Below are 21149 nucleotides of genomic sequence, written 5' to 3'. Positions count from 1 at the left end.
CCTTCCGGCGAAAAGGTCAACCCTCGTTGCGATTCTTTCGTTCCTGAAGCATCCTCCGCACGGTGGCCCGACCGATCATATGCGCGGCAATCGGCGCAGTCAGCAACAAGAACAAGATCGCGGCAACAACGCGCACGGTGACCTCCGCTTCGCCGAAATAGATCGCCGTGCCCACCAATGTCAGCCCGGCACCCAGTGTGCCTGCCTTGGTCGCTGAGTGCATGCGGTTCAGGATGTTCGGTAGCCGTGCAATTCCCAGACCAGCGACAAACGCGAACAGACCGCCGCTGAGGACGAAGATCGCAACGAGAATATCAGTCATTCATCCTCCTCCATCGGCTGTTCTGCTACTTCTTCAATCTGCTCTGTGGCGTCGCTAGGATGATCACGGTTACGCCGCGCGGTCCGTCTTTCGCCAAACCGGGCGAGCGCCAGCGTAGTCAAAAAGCCGATCAACGCCAGAACGATCGCGACATCCAGAAAGACCGACTGTCCCGAGATGATAGAATACAGCGCGCAGAACGCCACGATCGACACGGTCATCATGTCCAAGGCGATCACCCGATCCGGCAGGCGCGGACCTTTTGCCAAGCGGATGAAGCTGAGCAGGATGGACCCGATAACCAGATACAGGGCGACCTCGGTCGCGGCCATTGCGATGTCTGTCTCGAAGATCATGACTCGAACACCTCCATCACTTGACGTTCGACGCCTTCTTTCAATTCACGCACGAGTGCCTCGGGATCATGGGCAAACATGGCGTGGACATAAAGCGTCTTGCGGTCGGGCGATATGTCGAGTGACAGCGTGCCCGGCGTGAGCGAGATCAGATTGGTCACCAGAAGGATCTGCAACTCCCCTTCGACATCAAGCGGCATTTCTATGATGGCAGGCTCTGAAAGATCCTGCGGCGTCAACACGTCCCACGCAACACGAAGGCTGGACACGAACAGATCCTTGATGAACGTCACGATCAGCTTCGCCAGCCGCCATGAACGCAAAAAATAGGGACTTTTGCGCTGATATAGCGGCTGCACCACCCACAGTGCCGCGAAGCCGATCAGATAGCCCACGACGATAGAGGTGAACGAAAAGTCGCTGGTCAGCGCGGCCCAGGAGAAAGCCAGCAGGACATTGACACCGAAGGGGCTCATTGCGTGACCCCCAACACTGCCTCGATATACGCCTCGGGCGATAACAACTGTCCTGCGGCAGTTTCAGCAAGCGCAAAGAACGGGGCGGGGAACAAGCCGATGATCAGAGTGCCCGCCGCCAAGATGGCAATGGGTGTCAGCAGTCGCCATTTGCGCCATCCGAGCAGATCAAGCGTCGGTTCAACCCTGTCGGGATGCGGTTTCCAGAACGCCTCGCCCCAGATCTTTGTCATGGAGAAAATGGTCAGAAGCCCAACCGCAAGCGCAGCGAAAGCGGCCCACCAGAACTGAAGGTCGAGGCTCGCCTTCACAAGCACATACTTCGCCCAGAAGCCCGACAGGGGCGGAAAGCCTGCCAGTGAAAACGCCGGAACGACAAACAGGGCTGCCAGCAACGGCGCCGACGAATACAGCCCGCCAATCTTGTAAAGGTCGGTCGATCCAGCCGTTCGCTCAGCCACACCGGACACCAGGAACAGGTTCGCCTTCACGATAATGTGGTGGACAAGGTAGAATACCGCCCCCGCAATCGCCAAGGGTGTGTAAAGCGCAAGGCCCAGTACCATGTAGCCGATCTGGCTGATGATGTGGAACGACAGCACCTTGCGAAAATCGGTCTGCGCCGCTGCTCCGACAACGCCTGTCACCATGGTCAGACACGCCACCCACAAAAGGATCGTATGGGTAAAGGCGATGTCATGCGTAAAGACCAACGTGAACATGCGGATCAGAGCATAGACCCCTACCTTTGTCAGCAACGCGGCGAACAGCGCCGACACCGAGAAAGTCGGTGTGTGGTAGGACGCGGGCAGCCAGAAGAACAACGGGAAGACAGCGGCTTTCACACCGAAGGCAATCATGAACAGCATCGCGACAACCGTCACCAACCCGGTGTCATCCATGTTGGGTACTATCCGCCCCAGATCAGCAAGGTTCAGCGACCCTGTCATCCCGTAGAGGATAGCGATGGCCGTCAGAAACAGCACCGTCGAAACTAGGTTCAGGGCAACGTATTTGACCGCGCCGTCAATCTGGACGGGCTTGCCGCCCAAAACCAGAAGACCGAAGGATGAAATCAACATCACTTCGAACCAAACATACAGGTTGAACAGGTCGCCTGTCAGAAAAGCACCTGTGACACCAGCAAGCAGGATCTGGAACATGGCATGAAAGCCGAGCTGCTCCAGTTTTGGAGCGATATCACCGGTCGCATAGATTGCGATGGTCACGCCGACAATCCCCGTGATCACCACCATGATCGCAGACAGGTAGTCAGCCACCAGCGTGATCCCGAAAGGTGCAGGCCAGTTGCCCATCTGCCCGGCAACAATCCCGTTCTGCAGAACCTGGGCCATCAAGAGCAACGCAAAGCCTAGCGCTACGACGGACCCCAGGACAGAACTCCAACGCCCGACGGCCCTGTCGCGCAGCAGGTAAGAAATGATCGCCGTTGCAAAAGGAACGATCAAGGGCATCGACAGATACCAGCTCATGCGTCGTCCTTGCGCGGTTCGGCCAGACGTATCTCATCGGTCTGAAGCGTGCCGAAACTCGTGTAGGCTCGTAATGTAAGGATCAGCGCAAAGGCAAACAGACCGAAACCAATCACGATGGCAGTCAGCACCAAAGCTTGTGGAAGAGCGTTCGCGACGGGCTCGATCGGGGCGCGTTCGCCTTCAGGGATCAGGGGAGGGATGTTGCTTTTCAGCCTCCCGACCGAGAAAATCGAAAGGTTCACGGCATTGGTGATCAGCGTCAACCCGAACAAGAACCGCATCAGGTTGCGGTCCAGCATCAGATAGACCGATGCGGCAAACAGCGCGCCGATGGTTATGGCCAGAACGGCTTCCAAGTTCAGACCTCCTCTTCCAGAGCCATGACAATGGTCAGCGCAGCGCCAAGCACAACGAAGTAAACACCGATATCGAATAGCAGGATGGTAGATATGGGCAGGCCTTTCTCACCCTCCGACGCGCCGAGGAACAGCCATTGTCCGGTCAGCAGCGGGTCACCGAAAGGCAGCGAGATCAGGCCCGCCAACAGCGACATGGCCAAGCCGATGATTGCCAGGTTTTCAGGTTTCAGGCGCAACGCAGCGCGGGTTTGTTCGGTTCCGCAGGCGATGGCATGCAGGACAAACCCCGTCGCCCCGATCAGCCCACCGATGAACCCGCCACCCGGCGCATTATGTCCGCGCAGCAGCATATACACTGAAAAGACCAGCAGAAGCGCAACAAGAATCTGCGAAGCGGCCTGAAGGATGATCGACTTCATGTGCGGTCCCCCTTCCCGCCCTGCCGCAGAAGTGCAAGCGCCGCGATGGCGGCCACAAGCACGACGGCAATCTCGCCAAACGTATCGAGCGCACGGAAATCCACGAGGATCACATTGACGATATTGCGGCCATGCGCCTCGGGGTAACTCGCCGTTTCAAAGAATTCCGTCAGGCGGCGGTTTATCGGCTCCGACGTCGCATAAAGCAGCAACACCGTCAGCATGGTGCCAAGAGAGGCCGCGATGATCGCGTGCAGCACGCGCGGTCGGCGGCGCGGCAACGTCGGCAGGCGCAGGGCCGCAACGGCGAAAAGAACGACGACAAGCACCTCGACCAGAAGCTGGGTAATCGCCAAATCAGGTGCGCCATACAAGATGAAGATCAGCGCAACACCGATGCCCACGACGCCCATACCGGCCATTGCCGCAATGCGGGAATAGGTCAGAAGCGTTACTGCCGTTCCGCCGATCAGAAGAAACAGCACGGTATAACGGCCAAGTGGCGCGTCGAAGCTGGGCCGCGACAATGGCGACAGATCAGCGCGGAACAGGGCAACTGCAACGGTGACAGCCATCACACCGAAAACGATGGTCATGTAGCGCGTCAACAGACCCGACTGCATTGTTCCGGCCAACCAACCGGCAAACATAAGGAATCCCGACATGAGCGAATCCCACCCGCGGTCAAAGCTGAAGGAACGTGATTCCAGCTTGGCAAGTCGGCCCCGCAGACGTGGGTGGATCAGGTAAAGCACGATACCCGTAGCGAATGTCGCAAGACTCAGCACCAGTGCCGCATTGACACCTTCCCAAAGCGTCAGATGCTTCGCCTGGTCCGCGCTGCCCGCTACGGCGGCGACGAAGGGCGTCACGGCGCCGATTTGCGGCCAGTGATGCTGCACCCCGAACACAAGCCCCGCCACTGCCAAGGCCAATGGCCCGACCACCATGGGCCACCCAGCTTCGTGCTCAGGGATGTTGTCGGGCGGCGTATGCTGATCTGATCCCCAGAAAGGCCGCAACGCCACAATGCCAGCAGCGACCACCATCAACGCGCTGGCGGCAAAAACTGCACCTGTGACAATGATCGGGCCAGCCGTCGATTCCAGCCCTGCCTTGTACATCAACTCTTTCGCAATGAAGCCCAGGAAGGGGATCATCCCGGCCATGGAAAGCCCCGCCAAGGCGGCTGTCAGCATCGTAAACGGCATCTTTCGGCGCAGACCGCCCAGCACGGTTACATCGCGTGTGCCCGTCTCGTGATCGACCGCACCCGCCACCAGAAACAGCGGCGCCTTATACAGCGAATGGACGATCAGGAACGTTCCTGCCGCCGTAATCGCGTAGCCACTGGGTGCGCCCAGAAGCATGACCAACGTACCGAGCGCCATCAAAGTCGTATAAGCAAGCACCTGTTTCATGTCGGTTTGGCGGATCGACCAGACCGAGGCGAACACGGCCGTGAACCCGCCGATCAGCGTCAACGTCCACATCCACACATCGGTGCCGCTCAGCGACGGGTGCATCCGCGCCAGCAGATAGACACCGCCTTTCACCATAGTCGCGGAATGGAGGTAGGCGCTGACCGGTGTAGGCGCGGCCATCGCGTTGGGAAGCCAGAAATGGAACGGGAATTGCGCTGATTTTGTGAATGCCGCTGCGAAGACCAGCAAGAGAATCGGCAGATACAAACCGCTATCACGCAGGATGTCTGCCTCCACCCGAATTTGCGACATCTCGAAGCTTCCGCTGACCGCGCCGATCAGCACCACCGCCGCAAGCAGTGCCAAGCCACCTGTCGCTGTCACGAGCAATGCCTGCCAGGCCGAACGTCTCGATTCAGCACTGGAATGCGAGAAGCCGATCAGCAGATAGGAGGTAAAGGTCGTCAGCTCCCAGAACACGAACAACGCAATCAAGTTGTCGGCCAGAACCACGCCGAGCATCGCGAACATGAAAGAGGTCAGATAAAGCGAGAACCGTGCCTGATGCGGATGCCCTGCCAGATAGCTGGCGGAGAACAACATCACGACCACGCCGATTCCGCTGATCAGCAAGGCGAAGGTCAGGCTAAGGCCATCGATGTAGAAACTGAGATTCGCACTAAGCGCGGGCAGCCACGCCCAAACGAAACGTTGCGGATTGCCGCCCGCGATGTCCGGAAGAAACTGCAGAAATCCGATGAATAACGCAGTTGCGATCAGAACCGGCGCGATTCCAGCGATTGTCCAGCCATTTGACGTGTCTGCGTTATGACCAGACATGGTTCCCCCGTGTTATTACGAACTAGGGTAAACACTTTTCGGTCCGTATCAATGACCTGCGACAAAATGTAAAAGGGCGGCTGCCGCAGCAACCGCCCTTGAACTGTTCAGATGAACCACAGCTTAGTTAGTAGTGGTGCCGCTGTTGTCATCATCATCGTCGTCATCGTCGTCAGCCAGTGCCAGAGCAGCCAAGCCGATAACGCCAGCAGCGATCGCAGCGTGCGTCCAGTTCAGGCCGCCTTGGTCAACCATCACCGGTGCAACAACGGGCTCTTCAGCCACAGGGGCCAGGCCGCCAGCGAAAGCCGGCGTCGTCGCGCCGACGAGAGCAGCGCACATAACAGCGGTGGTAGCCAGTTTAGTCATATTACTTCTCCAGTGCAAAATGGACATGCCTCGAAGTCGAAAATACACAAAAGTTTCCGTGGGTAAAGACATTCTCTACAACCAATGCCCAAGATCGGCAAAGACATGCAGAAAAACGGCCAACTAGGTCAAAAATATCACAGTTCGGGCGTCTGGTCATTTTTTTACCCCTTCAGCGGAACCGAAATCACATGTGACAAGCCCCTCAAAGCCCGTTACGCAGCGACATAGAGATGAGCAAATGGATAGATTTCCGGGGCATATATGCATTTGAACGAGACGTCTTTGGCTGGGGTTGTGGAGTTGGTTCCGCGTCGATTCGGGGATGATCGGGGATATTTTTCCGAGGTTTACAATCAGGAAACATTGGCCGAGATGGGAATTACGGCTGTGTTTGTCCAGGACAACCATTCGCTGTCACGGATCGCGGGCACGGTGCGCGGGCTGCACTTTCAGGCGCCGCCCCATGCGCAGGACAAGCTGGTGCGCGTCGGGCGCGGTCGGGTGATGGATGTGGCCGTCGATATCCGCAAAGGCTCGCCCAGTTACGGCCAGTGGGCTGGCGTGGAATTGTCCGCCGAAAAGGGCAACCAGCTGTTCGTCCCGAAAGGGTTCCTGCACGGCTTCGCGACCTTGGAACCGGACACCGAGATCCTCTACAAATGCTCGGACACCTACGCGCCCGACTGCGACGGGGCGGTGCGGTTCGACGATCCCGGTATCGGCATTGACTGGGGCATTGACCCGGCAACGGCGATCCTGTCTGACAAGGACGCAAATGCGCCCCTGCTGCGCGATTTCGACAGCCCGTTTGTCTATGAGGCCTGAGCAATGAAGATACTGGTGACAGGTGGTGCGGGGTTCATCGGCTCGGCCGTGGTGCGGCAGGCGGTGGCACAAGGGCATGACGTCGTCAATCTTGATGCGCTGACCTATGCGGCCTGCCTCGCCAATGTCGCAAGCGTCGCGGACAGCCCGCTATACCACTTCGAGCAGGCCGATATCCGCGACCGCGCCGCACTGGACCGGGTTTTCGCAGACCACACGCCGGACGCGGTGATGCATCTGGCTGCGGAATCGCATGTGGATCGTTCGATCGACGGACCGGGCGCGTTCATCGAGACCAACGTCACCGGCACCTACAACATGCTGGACGCCGCCCGCGCCTACTGGACCCGCCAAGGCAAACCCGAGGGCTTCCGCTTTCATCATATCTCGACCGATGAGGTTTACGGCTCACTGGGCCCCGAGGGACAGTTTACCGAAGATACGCCTTACGCGCCCAATTCGCCCTATTCTGCGTCCAAGGCAGCGAGCGATCACCTGGTACGAGCCTGGGGCGAGACCTACGGGCTGCCGATCCTCGTCACCAACTGCTCGAACAATTACGGCCCCTATCATTTTCCGGAAAAGCTGATCCCCGTGATCATCCTGCGGGCGCTGGCGGGTGAGGCGATCCCGATCTATGGCACGGGCGAGAACATCCGCGACTGGCTGTTCGTCGAGGACCACGCCGATGCGCTGCTGACGGTGCTGGCCAATGGACAGCCGGGCCGAACCTACAATATCGGCGGCGAGAACGAGGCCACCAATCTCGACATCGCCCACAAGATCTGCGCGATCCTCGACCGGCTGCGCCCCGACGCAAAACCCTATGCCGAGCAGATCACCTTCGTCACCGACCGCCCCGGCCACGACCTGCGCTATGCGATCGACCCCACACGGATGCGGACGGAGCTGAACTGGCGCCCCTCCGTCACGCTGGATGAAGGGCTGGAACGCACGGTTGCATGGTATCTCGACAATGAAGACTGGTGGCGGGCATTGCAGGATCGCGAAGGCGTCGGCCAGCGATTGGGGGTTGCGTGATGCGCATCCTTGTTTTCGGCAAGACCGGACAGGTGGCGACGGAACTGGCCCGAGCGCCGGGGAACCATCAACTGATCTGCCTTGGTCGGGATGAAGCGGATTTCACGACCGCCGAGGCCTGCGCCGCCATCGTGCGGGACACGAATGCAGACGCGATCATCAATGCGGTGGCCTACACCGCGGTGGACAAGGCCGAGGAAGACGAGGCAACCGCCCTTCAGGTGAACGCCACGACCCCTGCCGCCATCGCGCGCGCGGCGGCGGAACTCGATATCCCCCTGGTGCATATCTCCACCGACTATGTCTTCGACGGATCGGGCGGCATACCCTGGCCTGTGGATGCACCAACCGCCCCACTGGGCGCTTACGGGCGCACCAAGCTGGCGGGCGAAGACGCCATCCGCGCCGCGAACGGGCCCCACGCCATCCTGCGCACCAGCTGGGTCGTGTCCGCGCATGGCGCGAACTTCGTCAAGACGATGCTGCGGCTGGGGCGGGACCGAGAGGCGCTGACCATCGTGGCCGACCAGATCGGCGGCCCAACGCCGGCCGCGGATATTGCACGCGCGTGCCTGGCTATCGCGGAGCAGCTTTCCGCCGATCCTACCAGGTCCGGCACCTATCACTTCGCGGGCACACCAGACACAAGCTGGGCAGGCTTCGCGCGCGAGATCTTTGCCCAGTCGGGCATCAGCTGTGCGGTCACGGACATTCCCAGTGCGGCCTATCCGACACCCGCGGAGCGCCCGCTCAATTCCCGTCTCGACACCAGCCTGACACGCGATACGTTCGGGATCGAGCGACCCGACTGGAGAGTTGGGCTGAACGCGATCCTGAAAGAGCTCGGAGACGGCAACCCATGAGCACACGCAAGGGCATCATTCTGGCAGGCGGGTCCGGCACGCGGCTTTATCCGATCACGCATGGCGTGTCCAAACAGCTGCTGCCGGTCTATGACAAGCCGATGATCTATTTCCCGCTGTCGGTGCTGATGCTGGCCGGTATCCGCGAGGTCGCGCTGATTACCACGCCCCAGGATCAGGAACAGTTCAAGCGCGCATTGGGCGATGGCAGCCAGTGGGGCGTCAGCCTGAGCTATATCACGCAGCCCTCGCCCGACGGGCTGGCACAGGCCTATATCCTGGCCGAGGATTTCCTGGACGGTGCGCCGTCGGCGATGGTGCTGGGCGACAACATCTTCTTCGGCCACGGGCTGCCCGATCTGCTATCTGCGGCGATGGAACGTCATGACGGCGGCACCGTCTTCGGCTATCGCGTTTCCGACCCCGAACGCTACGGCGTGGTCGCTTTCGACGAGGGGGGCCGCGCACGATCCATCATCGAGAAGCCCGAAACTCCCCCGTCCAACTATGCGGTGACGGGGCTCTATTTCCTTGATGGTACGGCACCTGAGCGAGCCAGGCGGGTACGACCCTCCGCCCGCGGGGAGCTGGAAATCACATCGCTTCTGGAGATGTACCTGGCAGACGGAACCCTGTCGGTGGAAACCATGGGCCGGGGCTATGCCTGGCTCGACACCGGCACCCATGCCAGCCTTCTCGATGCAGCCAACTTCGTGCGCACGCTGACCCAGCGGCAAGGTCAACAGGTCGGCTGCCTCGAGGAAATCGCCCATCAGCAGGGCTGGATCACCGACGAGCAGATCCGCGAAATGGGCGAAACATACAAGAAGAACGAATACGGGAAGTATTTGCTTAGCCTTCAGCCGCAGAGGTAACAGTCTTGCGCTCCGGCGTCAGATACACCGTACTCTCTACTCGGCACCAGCACTTCCTACAGTGTGTAAGATCGGCTACGCATTTACTTCAGGAGAGATCGAACCTCGACAGGTGAGTGCCGCCAGGATGACAATGTTGTCACGAGACAGTGTATCAAAGGGACGACTGCAATTGTGCTGCTGCGAAGCTGCGCCCTTATTCCCTCAACCATCTCCCAGCGTCCCTATTGTATCATCGTCACCGCCAAATGCGCTTGATCCGTCTTCCCGACCAATCGTAAATCGCTGCGGCCCTCTATGAACGAAGCATCGCCAGATCACGAGCGAAGCCCCGAGGCGGGGTCAGCAAAGTCCAGATCGCTTCTGGCCGCTTTAAACACTTGCTTCGCCACACAAACCCGTGACCCCGACTTCCCCAAGCGGCTCGCGCATCTCGTGTCTGCCCTGACCAGCTCGCCAACCGCGATTGTCTTCGGGATGGGAGCAAAAGGTGTGCCGCAACTCTTGGCATCGATTCCATCGGGCACGCCCAATCCGGTGGCAGTTTCGCTTGCCGAAAAGGTGTTCGAGAAACCGCGCGAAGACGGTGCGATCCTACTTATGAGCCAGCCCTATTTGGCAGCGCGGGTGGTATTGCAAGGTGGCGGGGATGCGGCGATCGTGATCGACTTGCCCCAAGACGGTCCAATCGTTCAATCGCTGGCATATGAACGCCTGACGCTCATCGCGGCGCTGTCCTACCGCCAGTACCGCCACCCGGATCTGGACGGGTATCAGAACCTGATGGCGCAAGTCGGTCCCCTGGTCGCGGGCGACAGCGGAAAACGGCAGGAATTTGTGGACACCTTGGCGCAAGTTTGCGGCGCTGACTATGCCGCTATCGCCTATTTCGACGGCCATCGACTTAAGGAAGTGACAATTTCCAAACCCGCCGGTTACGTCAGTCGGTTAGCGCCTACCGGCGCTCTGCGCAAGGAAATGCGTGACACCGCTCGCAACCGGATGCGTGGCCGCGACCGCGTATTCGCACCTTTTCCGGGGCAGCAAGCAGGTATTGTCATTCATCTGCATGGGTCAAAACGAAATCAGGGGTTACTTCCCCTGGCCTCAGCTGCATTTTCCCTTCACGCACCCCCCGCAAAGCGTCCCAAAGTCAAACGTGGTTGGCTGGCACTGATAGCACTTGCCGTAGCTGTTTTGGTCGGGGCATTCATTCCCGTCCAGAACAACGTCGAAATCCCCGCAACCGTCGAAGCCACCAACCGCCGTGTGCTTGCAGCGCCGTTCGAAGGGGAAATCGAAGACATTATGCTCCGCGACGGTCAGACCGTGGCGCTTGGGGAAGGGCCGCTGATAAGGATGGTCACGACTGCGTTGGATCTCGCTCTGGACACCGCACGCTCGGACTATTCCACAGCATTGATCGCCCGTGAAGTCGCGCGTTCCGCCAATAACGCAAGCGATTTGCGCTCCGCCGAACTTGAGGTGCAAACCTTACGAGAACGCGTCGACCTTCTGGAGCAGCAACGAGACAGCGCGGAAATCTTCGCCCCGATTTCTGGAGTGGTCTATGCACCCGATATCGCGTCGCAGAGCGGCCAGAGCGTCCAAGAAGGCGAGGCTCTGTTCGAAATTGCGGACCTGAACGATCTTCGGCTGTCGCTGCTGGTTCCATCCTCTGAGATCGAACGTGTCAGAAGCGATGTGGTCGGCCAGTTCCGTCCCGATCATGCCCCCGGCCTGCGAATCAACAGTACCATCACTGAGATCCGCGCGGACGGTGGCGATGACACTGTTGTGTTTCCGGGCTTGGCATCTCTTTCGGAGAACACTGCCCTTCACCCCGGAATGCGCGGGGTATTGTTGATCGAACAAGGCACATACCCAGCCTGGCGAGCCATTTGGCAGAAGCTCCGCCAGCGGCATCGCGCGAATTGACTCTGAACGAAACGCCGTGCCACGCGGAAGACCGACAGTTCCGGTCAGCCCAAGAGCATGCTATCGAACAATGAATTCTGCGTGCAGCGCACCGGCAGCCTTTATGCTTTTCAGGATATCGATCATATTCCGTGGACTGACCCCAAGCGCATTCAGCCCAGCGATGACTTCCGAAAGGTTCGTGCCATCAGGAACCTCGGCAAGCCCTGTTCCGTCTTCCTCCTCAATTTCGGCAGTGGTGCGCGGCACTACGACCGTCTCACCTTCTGCAAACGGGTTCGGCTGAACGACCAGCGGATCCTCTCTGACCCGCAGAGTCAGGTTGCCCTGCGAAACCGCCACGCGCGAAATGCGAACGTCTGCGCCCATGACGATTGTCCCCGACCGCTGGTCGACCACAACCTTGGCCTTCTGTTGAGGTTCCACCCGAATATTCTCCATGACGGCGATAGTGCGGGCGGGTGAACCGGCTTGAGCGCCGACGATACTGACCCGCACGGTTCCCGCGTCTAATGCCTCGGCGGAGTTGGGAAACTGCCGGTTGATCGCATTCTCGACAAGCAGCGCCGTCGTAAAATCCGGATTACGCAATGCCAGACGAAGCGCGTCCAGTTCAGTGAAGTCAAAATCGACCTCGCGTTCGACCCGCGCGCCGGAGGGCAGAACGCCCGATGTCGGCACACCAATCGTCGTGGTCGCGCCCACTCCTTCTGCTGTGGCACCCCCGGCGATCACAGTGCCCTGTGCGACCGCGTATATCTCACCATCGGCGGCGTTGAGCGGTGTCATCACCAATGTCCCGCCCAGTAAGCTACTGGCATCCCCTATGGCTGAAACAGTGACGTCGATCTGACTGCCGACGCGCGCGAAAGGCGGCAGTGTGGCGGTCACAAAAACCGCAGCGACATTCTTGGGGCGAAAATCCTCGCCACTGACATTGACGCCAAGACGTTCCAGAAGGTTGGACATGATTTCTTCGGTAAAGGGCGAATTGCGGATTCCATCGCCCGTTCCGTCCAACCCGACCACCAGACCATAGCCAATCAGGTCGTTGCCCCGAACGCCGTCGAATTCAACGATGTCCTTAAGGCGAACTTCGCTGGCCATACCAACCAACGGCATCCATAAACTCGCGATCAGAACCAACCACCTCATCCGAGTGCCTTTGCCAAGCTAAGCTGCGATAGGCGCGCGGTGACGGTGTACAGGGTTTCCAGCTGCGCCTGCACAGCGCTCAGCCGGTTGGCGGCCTCGTATTGATCTACGCCAACGATCTCGGACCGGGCTTGGGTCAGTGCGCTAAGCTGCACGGCGTTACGAACCGTGGCGGATTCGATCTTTGCCTGCGACGTTCCGATAGATGCCCGCAATGCGACCAGGCCGTCCTGTGCCCCGATCATCTCCTCACCCGCGATTTTCGCGAGCTTGGATTGCTCCGCATCATTGGACTCCAGCAGCCCGTCCTGCACAAGTGACCCCACCGCAAATCCCTTCAATGTATCGCGAAGCGCCGAGTCCAACGCGGTCGTATCGAGCGACACGCTTCGGTTGTCGTCCAGCCTGATCGGCGAAAGCGCATCAGCCGAACCAAGATATCCATCGGTTTCAAAGCCGCCGCCGGGTGCGTCGAACCACGCATCAACCTCAGCCATGACATCCTCAGCCGTTGCTGCAAGACCTATTGCGGTACGCAAGGATGTCAGGATCTCATCCGCCGACACCATCACCGCGCCCTGCGTATCCGCCCCTGCAAATGCCGCGCGCCCGCCGGTCGTGGTATTCAGGCGCGACAGTGCCATGTCGAAGTCAGACCGGGTTTCTGACAGAATCGCTTTGACCGACGAATCCATACCAACCGAGGCTGCGGCCGCCAACTGAGTGCCGCGCGATTGCAGCATCACATGCAGATCATCCAACGCATCCTGCTGAGCTGAAGCGAGACGAGCCGCTTCCGTACTCGAATAATCATAGGCCGAATACATCGTGATTGATCGATCAATCGCGGCAAGCGATGTGAAATCACCTTTTACCGCCTTCGAAATATCCGACGTTGTTCCGGTGGTCAGCTCGATCAGGCTTCGGTCCAGTTCGACCTTCAACCCCGACGTTTGCCGTGTCAGCGCAACTGTACGAGCCAAGTCACCAATTGAAATGCTCATCTCTAGATCCTCAGCAGAGAGTCGAACATCTGCTCGACAGTTTCGATCACACGCGCATTCGCGGCATAGGCGCGCTCAATCACCAACAGGCGCTGCATCTCGACGTCGCTGTCCACACCGGTAGCAAGTTCCTGATCAGACAGCACATCAAGTCGGGCTTGTCGGTGCGCGAGATCTGCTTCAACGCGCTGGGTTTGCATACCAACGGACGACAACAACTCTGTCGCATGCTGCGAGGCCGTCATGGGTTGATGACTGTAGCTGCCCGAACCCGGAGCCACTTGCGTGTCGAGTGCAGAGGATAATCGATCCAGAAGCGCAGATTGCCCTGAATCGCCTGGTGTCGCCGCGCCAAGTCCCGCCCGGATACGCCAGACCTCTCCTCCTGCAAGCGGGTCGACAAACGGGTTCAAGGATAGACGCCCGGCCAATCCGGCTTCATCCAGCGGATCGAATACACCGCCACCGTCAGTCAGCAATCCCGGGGCGCCGGTCGGCAATGTCGCGTCCACTGCCGGATCGGAAAGCCGCTCAACTAGGTCCCGCGCGAATGCGTCCAGTTCGGACTGAACGGCTACGCCCAGTTCGTCGCGCACAGAAAGATGACCACCCAGCGCGCCCCCGGACAAGGCATGGTTATCGCGCGTCAGATCAATCGCAGTGCCCTTGATCGTCAGTCCGGACAGCGTTCCACCCTCATAGGTCATATGCGCCGTCACGAGCGAGGACTGACTGAAACCGATCTCGGCAGGCTCAGCGTCAAGCAGAATAGCCCCGTTCTGGGTCATCAAAGCGATGGCACCTGTGTCACGTTCGACCTGTTTTACCGGCACGATTTCGGAAATGCGGTCGATCAGAACCTGCCGCTGATCGATCAGGGCATTCGCATCGTTACCACCCGCCTGCAATCGCGCGATTTGCGAGTTCAGATCATCGACCATCTGCAATGATAAATTCAGCGTCTCTACGCCTTTCGCGATGGATCTGTCCGCATCGGTGCGTTGCCGCTCCACCTGATCGGAGGCGTCGTTCAGGACCGCGACTACGTCGCTGAATGCGGTCACTACATGGCCAAGCGCTGCATCGGACTCAGGCCGCGCCGCCGCTTCGATCAATGATGCCCCCAGCGCACCCATCAGATCGGTCAAACTAGACCCGCTACCTGGCTCACCAAGGACTGCCGAAATCGTCTCAAGAAACGCCGAGCGCACCGACGAATCTGCCACAGCTCCATCAGCCAAACGCCGGTCATTAATCACGACTTGGTCCACAAGACGCTGAATTGAGGAAACCGTAACGCCACTTCCCTGACCGCCCGTTGAACGAGCGGTCAGTTCTACTTCCTGCCGCCCGTACCCTTCAGTCAGTGCATTGGCCAGGTTGTTCGAAACGACGCCGGCAGATCGGCTCATCGCCTGAAGCCCGGACAGGGCTTGGATCATGGCTGAATTTAATGACATGGGCGCTGCTCCTTACTGGTCGAAGATCAGCGTTTGATCGTCGTGGTTTCCTGCAACATCTCGTCAACTGTCTGGATGACTTTCGCGTTGGAGGAATAAGCGCGCTGCGTGCGGATCAATTCCGTCAACTCATGCGCCACGTCACTGGTGGACTCCTCCCGGGCATATCCGGCAATCGATCCTGTCGGGCCGTCACCTGCAGACCACAGGTAGAATGCGCCGCTTTCACGCGAAATCTGATATGACTGATTGTCCAGCGCTGTCAGGCCGTTGGGGTTTGGAACATCCGCCACAGGTATCTGGTACATGGCGCGTGTTTCGCCGTTGTCGTAGATCGCATGAAGTAAGCCACCCTCGTCAACTTCAAGCCCGCTCATGGAGGCGACAGAAGAGCCGTCCTTTTCAACGGTGGCAGGGGCAAACGTGTCCGACAGTTGCGAGAATCCGCCAGCCTCGCCCGGCTTGCCGATGTTGATTGTAATCGGGCCACCATCAACCGTAATATTCAACTCTCCGGTAGCAGGATCATAGCTATCGGTTGCAGCGCCGGTTGGCACCACGGAAGCCAGCGTTCCGCCTGTAGTACGATCATCGTTGAAGGTCATTGCGACTTCCGCCACCAGCGCACCGCCAGAGGCGGAATCAGTGATCTGCATGGTCCAGATATTCTCCGGCCCGCCAGCCGTCGCCGGAGGCTGCGGGACGAAGGTGACGTTCAGGTTTTCCGCCGAGCCAAGGTTGTCGAAGTATTCCAGCGAGACGGTTTCATTCGCCGGCGTTGCCCCGAACTTCGTGCTGGTCGCAGGCAGGTTTACACCAAATTCCATCGTCGTCGTCGGGCGACCAGCCATTTCGTTCAGATTGACGCGGATAGGTTCCAGCGCTGTTGCCGTGTCACGGGGATAGTTGGGGATGGTTCCATCGGGGTTCGCTGGCCAACCCATCAGAACGAGACCGGAATCGGTCCGCAGATAGCCTTCGGCATCGGCGCTGAAAGACCCCGTGGTTGTCAGCATCATCGGAGTATCGCCACCTGCGCCAACGGCGGCAGACGTGGTCACGGGAAGCATTCCCCGCCCTGCTATGGCCAAATCCGTGGAGTTGCTGGTCGGAATCAATGATCCACGGTCTGCGATCGAACGGGACGAACTGAAGCTGACGCCGCCGGCAGAATAGGTGCCTCCACCACCAGATACGACCATGGAATTGAAATCAGCATGTGCCCGCTTATAGCCGTAGGTCGAACTATTCGCGATGTTGTCGGAAATGACACCAAGCTTGTTGGCATTGGCCGTCAGCCCCATGACACCCGCATTCATGGAAGATGATATCGTCATTTTTGCGCCTTTCTGCTTCAACGGCTCTGTTCACGTAAAGCGTTACAGGTGCGGGTTTAACGGCGGGCTAACATCTAAAATTGCGCGTATTTCACTATAGTTTCGTCAGGTTCAGATAGCTGAACGCAAGACAACAATCTCGACGCGCTCATTGCGCAGGGCCATCGGATCACGATCTATCGGCTTGCGGTCTGCGAAACCGCTGATACGGGCCAAGCGGTCGGACGGGAGCCCGCGCCGTTCCATGACGCGCCGTGCAACATCGGCTCGATCTCCGGACAGCTTCCATGCATCACGCCCGACCCGGACAACGGGTTCCGACGGGAGATAGGCATTCACTGCGACCTCGTTGGAAACCAGTTCCAGCACCTCGGCCACAGTGCCCAGCGTGGACGAGAGCAGGGGCGTGGGTTTGGCCGTTTCGGGATCGAACAGCAACCCGTCCGGCTGCGAGAATATGTCGATCACCAGCCCTTCATCGCTCAGCCGGCTGATAACATGTCGCTGTTGCAAAAGCGTCGACATCGCTTCGCCACCGCGTGCCATAAGTGTCTCCAGCAGCTTTTCAACGTCACCGCGTGCCTGATCGCCGCGACCCTGTTTGACCCCGACATCACCGCGCGCCTGCTGCAACTGGCTGGGATGCAGCATCGAAGCGCCCTGGCCGTTCTGAACAAGTGTATCCTCGGAAAACACGCTCTCGCCCCAAAACGTGCCGTCCCCCCCATTGGACAGTTGGCTGAAACTGATCGTCGGCGAGAAGTAGTCCGCCAACCCCTTGCGTTGCTTTTCCGTTGTCGCATTCAGCAGCCACATCAAAAGAAAGAACGCCATCATCGCCGTTACGAAATCGGCATAGGCTACTTTCCATGCACCGCCGTGATGGGCGTCGCCGCCCTTAACGCGTTTACGTTTCACAATAATCTGCGGAAGCGACTGCTCGCTCATATCACACCTCACGATCCACCCGCATTCAGCGATAAGGTCTAGGAGTGAAACAGAGCTTAACGCCCGCATGTCCTGATCCGTGGAACCATCGAGACGGCCAACGGTTTATCCCTCGACCACAATTGGAGACGAGGACATGCATAGTATTTTCTACATCATCGGTGTGATCGTTGTAATCATCGCAGTTCTTTCGCTTGCAGGGATCGTTTGATCCTAGCTCAACAGACCTTCTACGGGACACAATTCCCCGGTCTGCGCACCAAGACGTGTCAGGATTGGTCGATTGAGCCGCGCCCGCACTGCTGGATGATCACGGTCCACAGAGCCGGTACGGGCCAGAAGTGCGGCGATCACGGCCTCTGATCCACGTGACGCACCATCTTCGATCTTGATGGCAATCCCCAACTTCTGGTCTGGCAGAATTCCGGTGTAGACGCCATCTGCACCGGTTTTCACCACGAAGCGGCGGTGGCCCGCACGGATAAGCTCGGTGCATGCTCGGCCCTCACCCGCAATCAGGTCGGGATGACGGCGCATCGCGGACACAAGATCGCGCTGAGCCTCCCCCCTGATGCCATCACCGGGCGCTGCGAAACTGGCCATGGCGCGTGCCAATCCAAGCATCGTGGTTGCAAAGTTCGGAGCAGAACAGCCGTCAACTGCAAAGCCGGGGCTCGCCTCGCCAGTTACGTCCTCAAATGCTTGCCGAATGGCGACCTGCACAGGATGCGATGCTTCATTGTAATCGCCATCGGCATCCAAATGATCCGCGAGCGTCACAAAACCGCAATGCTTGCCTGAGCAGTTGTTAAATCGGTCATCGGGGTCATGCCCGCCACAAATCAGCGCCTTCTTCGCCTCCCGATCAGCGGGCATTTGCGGCCCGCAACGGAGCGCCTGAACATCCTTGCCCAAATCATGCAGCCAGCGTGTGACACGTTCAGTATGAATCGCCGCGCCCTCGTGTGACGCGCACGCCAGAGCCAGATGTTCACTGCCAAGCCCATATTTCCGCGCCGCTCCGCTTTCAACCAGAGGCAAGGCCTGGATCATCTTGCAGGACGACCGCGGAAGAATCACTGCATCGGGGTTGCCCCAGCTATCGACTATCTGACCAAATTCGTCGCAAATCACCGCATGGCCGCGATGCACCGATTCAAGAAATGCCCCTCGCCAGACTTCGACGAGCGGAACAGAGCCATCATTTACGCCGTTCATACGGAAATTCCACCTGTTACCCTTTTCCCCGCTTGAAGTTTCACGCTACACTGCGCGCATCAAGAGGCAAAGCACCGCCAGATCAGAAGCCGGCAGGGCTCGGCGGTGCAAGAGACAGTTTTCCGGAGGCTTGGTGCCAATGAACTTCAGCAAGTCGATCGCCATAGGGGCAGCACTCACCGCCATCTTCAGTGCCCCTGCAATCGCACAGGAATCCTCGAACCGCGTAGCGGCCCAGACCGATTGGTCGATCTTCGTTGAAGACGACCCCAAACAGTGCTGGGTCGTTTCGGCACCCAAAGAAACCGTGAACACGAAAAACGGACGTGTCGTCGCTGTGAACCGGGGCGACATCTATATGTTCGTTTCCTTCTGGCCCGGACAATCGGGTGGGGAAGTTTCGTTCATGGGCGGCTATCCTTTCGCCGAAGGCTCAACGGTATCCGTCGAGGTCGGCGGCAGCAATTTCGAGTTGTTCACCGATGGCGACATGGCATGGGCCGCATCGCCGGACGACGACCAGCAAATCGCCGCCGCAATGAAACGTGGCGCGGATGCTGTGGTTGTCGGAAATTCATCACGCGGCACGAAAACCACCGATACGTTCTCGCTGATGGGCTTCACCGCTGCGTTCGATGACGCGCAGAAACGCTGCTCCAGCTAGGGCTGGACGACTTATGGTGAATTCAGGTGCAACAAACGCTATCGTTCCTGAATTCGCCATACGCGACTTCGGCAAAAGCCTGACCTTCTACCAGGAGGTGCTTGGCTTCTCGGTACGCTACAGTCGTCGCGATGAAGGCTTTGCGTTTCTAGAGTTCGGGAGCGCAGCGCTGATGATCGATCAGATCGGGCTTGGCCGGACATTTCAGCCGGAGCTGTTGGATGAGTTTCCGCTTGGCCGTGGCCTGAACCTTCAGATTACGGTCGGCCAGATAGACCCCATCCTTGACCGGCTGGAAAGTCGAGGAGTTGACCTGTTTCTTCCGGTCGAAGAACGCTGGTATCGCTTCGGAACGTATGAAACCGGTCAGCGGCAGTTCATGGTAGCAGACCCCGATGGCTACCTGCTTCGGTTTTGCGAAAAACTGGGTGAACGTCCCGTAACTGGGGCAAGCTAGGCAACTTACCTGTTTAAATGGGCTGTGAATTGCTATATGGGACGTGGCTTACCCAAGAGAGTCCGGACCAATGACCGCCAGCGCACCCATCACGCAGGATGTTCTGACCATCCCACGCAAATTGCCCGAGGACGGCAAAACCAACCTCGTCGGCCTGACGCGCGCGCAACTGCGTGACGCGCTGATTGAGGCCGGCACGCCCGAAAAACAGGCGAAAATGCGGGTCAATCAAGTCTGGCAATGGGTCTATCAGAAGGGTGTGCGTGACTTCAATCAGATGACCAATCTGGCGAAGCCATACCGCGCCCTGCTTTCCGCGAACTTCACGATCGAGATTCCCGAGATCGTCAGCCGTCAGATCAGCGATGACGGCACCCGCAAATATCTGGTGCGTATCGCGGGCGGGCATGAGGTCGAAACCGTCTACATCCCCGAAGAAGGTCGCGGTACGCTGTGCATCAGCAGCCAGGTGGGCTGCACGCTGACCTGCTCCTTCTGCCATACGGGCACGCAGCGACTGGTCCGCAACCTGACCCCCGGTGAAATTGTCGGCCAGGTCATGCTGGCCCGTGACGATCTGGGTGAATGGCCACAGCCGGGCCGCCACCCCAAGGACGAAACGCGCCTTCTGTCAAACATCGTCCTGATGGGCATGGGTGAGCCGCTCTACAACTTTGAAAACGTCCGCGACGCGATGAAGATCGCGATGGACCCCGAAGGTATCAGCCTGTCGCGACGCCGCATCACGCTGTCTACCTCTGGCGTCGTGCCGGAAATCGCGCGCACCGCCGAAGAAATCGGCTGCCTTCTGGCTGTCAGCTTCCACGCAACCGAAGACGAGACCCGCAACAAGCTGGTGCCGATCAACAAGAAGTGGAACATCGCGGAACTTCTGGACGCCTTGCGCGCCTACCCTAAACTGTCGAACTCCGAACGGATCACCTTTGAATACGTCATGCTCGACGGCGTGAATGACAGCGACGAAGACGCATACCGCCTGATTGATCTGATCAAGGGCATTCCCGCGAAGGTGAACCTGATCCCGTTCAACGAATGGCCGGGTGCGCCCTACAAGCGGTCCTCGAACAACCGTATCCACCGCTTTGCCGATATCATCCACAATGCAGGCTACGCGTCGCCCATCCGCACCCCTCGCGGCGAGGACATCATGGCCGCCTGCGGCCAGTTGAAATCCGCCAGCGAACGCGCGAAGAAGGCACGAACTCCTCGGCTCGCCGCCGGATAGGCCAAAAGCTCTGCATTCTTAACAAGTCACCCCACGTAATTACGTGGGGTTCTT

Annotated in this window: 22 protein-coding genes; 8 read left to right on the top strand and 14 right to left on the bottom strand. The window is 58.9% G+C overall.

Annotation, left to right across the window (positions count from 1 at the left end; all coding sequences use genetic code 11):
- Positions 1–16: 16 nt before the first annotated feature.
- The 8 genes from mnhG to FPZ52_RS10890 form a co-directional block, all read right to left on the bottom strand.
- The gene (gene mnhG, locus FPZ52_RS10925) at positions 17–322 is read right to left on the bottom strand and encodes a monovalent cation/H(+) antiporter subunit G (RefSeq protein WP_146365455.1); all 306 of its coding nucleotides are present in this window, start codon (positions 320–322) and stop codon (positions 17–19) included.
- A complete protein-coding gene (locus FPZ52_RS10920; RefSeq protein WP_240804354.1) occupies positions 319–678 on the bottom strand; it encodes an MrpF/PhaF family protein in 360 nt (119 codons plus the stop codon). The genes mnhG and FPZ52_RS10920 overlap by 4 nt, the downstream gene beginning before the upstream one ends.
- Positions 675–1154, bottom strand: a complete 480-nt coding sequence (locus FPZ52_RS10915) for a Na+/H+ antiporter subunit E (protein WP_146365454.1) — start codon at positions 1152–1154, stop codon at positions 675–677. Before FPZ52_RS10915 ends, FPZ52_RS10920 begins: the two co-directional genes overlap by 4 nt.
- Positions 1151–2647 carry a Na+/H+ antiporter subunit D gene (locus FPZ52_RS10910; protein WP_146365453.1) on the bottom strand — a complete coding sequence of 499 codons (1497 nt, stop codon included), beginning with the start codon at positions 2645–2647 and terminating at the stop codon, positions 1151–1153. The genes FPZ52_RS10915 and FPZ52_RS10910 overlap by 4 nt, the downstream gene beginning before the upstream one ends.
- On the bottom strand, positions 2644–3006 hold the full coding sequence (locus FPZ52_RS10905) for a Na+/H+ antiporter subunit C (protein WP_146365452.1): 363 nt from the start codon (positions 3004–3006) through the stop codon (positions 2644–2646). The genes FPZ52_RS10910 and FPZ52_RS10905 overlap by 4 nt, the downstream gene beginning before the upstream one ends.
- A gap of 2 nt (positions 3007–3008) precedes the next feature.
- A complete protein-coding gene (locus FPZ52_RS10900; protein ID WP_146365451.1) occupies positions 3009–3428 on the bottom strand; it encodes a Na+/H+ antiporter subunit B in 420 nt (139 codons plus the stop codon).
- Entirely contained in the window at positions 3425–5692 is a 2268-nt protein-coding gene (gene mbhE, locus FPZ52_RS10895) for a hydrogen gas-evolving membrane-bound hydrogenase subunit E (RefSeq protein WP_146365450.1), read from the bottom strand. Before mbhE ends, FPZ52_RS10900 begins: the two co-directional genes overlap by 4 nt.
- A 123-nt stretch (positions 5693–5815) precedes the next feature.
- Entirely contained in the window at positions 5816–6061 is a 246-nt protein-coding gene (locus tag FPZ52_RS10890) for a hypothetical protein (RefSeq protein ID WP_146365449.1), read from the bottom strand.
- 264 nt (positions 6062–6325) lie between these two features.
- On the opposite strand from FPZ52_RS10890, the gene rfbC reads away from it, so the two are divergent.
- From rfbC to FPZ52_RS10865, 5 genes are all read left to right on the top strand, one after another.
- Positions 6326–6889, top strand: a complete 564-nt coding sequence (rfbC, locus tag FPZ52_RS10885) for a dTDP-4-dehydrorhamnose 3,5-epimerase (RefSeq protein ID WP_146365448.1) — start codon at positions 6326–6328, stop codon at positions 6887–6889.
- Positions 6890–6892: 3 nt separating this feature from the next.
- Positions 6893–7930, top strand: a complete 1038-nt coding sequence (rfbB, locus tag FPZ52_RS10880) for a dTDP-glucose 4,6-dehydratase (RefSeq protein WP_146365447.1) — start codon at positions 6893–6895, stop codon at positions 7928–7930.
- The gene (gene rfbD, locus FPZ52_RS10875; RefSeq protein WP_146365446.1) at positions 7930–8793 is read left to right on the top strand and encodes a dTDP-4-dehydrorhamnose reductase; all 864 of its coding nucleotides are present in this window, start codon (positions 7930–7932) and stop codon (positions 8791–8793) included. Before rfbB ends, rfbD begins: the two co-directional genes overlap by 1 nt.
- Entirely contained in the window at positions 8790–9668 is an 879-nt protein-coding gene (gene rfbA, locus FPZ52_RS10870) for a glucose-1-phosphate thymidylyltransferase RfbA (protein ID WP_146365445.1), read from the top strand. The genes rfbD and rfbA overlap by 4 nt, the downstream gene beginning before the upstream one ends.
- A 297-nt stretch (positions 9669–9965) precedes the next feature.
- Positions 9966–11606 (top strand): efflux RND transporter periplasmic adaptor subunit, encoded by a 1641-nt coding sequence (locus tag FPZ52_RS10865; protein ID WP_146365444.1) that lies wholly within the window; start codon positions 9966–9968, stop codon positions 11604–11606.
- 60 nt (positions 11607–11666) lie between these two features.
- Here FPZ52_RS10865 and FPZ52_RS10860 read toward each other — a convergent pair whose 3' ends face one another.
- The 6 genes from FPZ52_RS10860 to FPZ52_RS10835 form a co-directional block, all read right to left on the bottom strand.
- Complete coding sequence (locus FPZ52_RS10860; protein WP_146365443.1) at positions 11667–12761, bottom strand: flagellar basal body P-ring protein FlgI; 1095 nt, start codon at positions 12759–12761, stop codon at positions 11667–11669.
- Complete coding sequence (locus FPZ52_RS10855) at positions 12758–13765, bottom strand: flagellin (protein ID WP_146365442.1); 1008 nt, start codon at positions 13763–13765, stop codon at positions 12758–12760. The genes FPZ52_RS10860 and FPZ52_RS10855 overlap by 4 nt, the downstream gene beginning before the upstream one ends.
- A gap of 2 nt (positions 13766–13767) precedes the next feature.
- Positions 13768–15225, bottom strand: a complete 1458-nt coding sequence (flgK, locus tag FPZ52_RS10850) for a flagellar hook-associated protein FlgK (RefSeq protein ID WP_146365441.1) — start codon at positions 15223–15225, stop codon at positions 13768–13770.
- 26 nt (positions 15226–15251) lie between these two features.
- Positions 15252–16562, bottom strand: a complete 1311-nt coding sequence (locus FPZ52_RS10845; RefSeq protein ID WP_146365440.1) for a flagellar hook protein FlgE — start codon at positions 16560–16562, stop codon at positions 15252–15254.
- Positions 16563–16673: 111 nt separating this feature from the next.
- Positions 16674–17480: a flagellar motor protein MotB gene (locus FPZ52_RS10840; RefSeq protein ID WP_338052785.1), complete on the bottom strand. Its 807-nt coding sequence runs from the start codon at positions 17478–17480 to the stop codon at positions 16674–16676.
- Between the two features lie 243 nt (positions 17481–17723).
- Positions 17724–18728, bottom strand: coding sequence for an asparaginase (locus FPZ52_RS10835; protein ID WP_146365438.1), 1005 nt, complete (start codon positions 18726–18728; stop codon positions 17724–17726).
- Positions 18729–18867: 139 nt separating this feature from the next.
- On the opposite strand from FPZ52_RS10835, the gene FPZ52_RS10830 reads away from it, so the two are divergent.
- From FPZ52_RS10830 to rlmN, 3 genes are all read left to right on the top strand, one after another.
- Entirely contained in the window at positions 18868–19392 is a 525-nt protein-coding gene (locus FPZ52_RS10830) for an invasion associated locus B family protein (RefSeq protein ID WP_146365437.1), read from the top strand.
- A gap of 13 nt (positions 19393–19405) precedes the next feature.
- Positions 19406–19849 (top strand): bleomycin resistance protein, encoded by a 444-nt coding sequence (locus FPZ52_RS10825; protein ID WP_146365436.1) that lies wholly within the window; start codon positions 19406–19408, stop codon positions 19847–19849.
- 70 nt (positions 19850–19919) lie between these two features.
- Positions 19920–21095 carry a dual-specificity RNA methyltransferase RlmN gene (gene rlmN, locus FPZ52_RS10820; RefSeq protein ID WP_146365435.1) on the top strand — a complete coding sequence of 392 codons (1176 nt, stop codon included), beginning with the start codon at positions 19920–19922 and terminating at the stop codon, positions 21093–21095.
- Positions 21096–21149 lie beyond the last annotated feature (54 nt).

Origin of the sequence: Qingshengfaniella alkalisoli, assembly GCF_007855645.1 — a bacterium.
Classification (GTDB): domain Bacteria; phylum Pseudomonadota; class Alphaproteobacteria; order Rhodobacterales; family Rhodobacteraceae; genus Qingshengfaniella; species Qingshengfaniella alkalisoli.
This window is presented reverse-complemented; position numbering and strand designations above follow the sequence as displayed.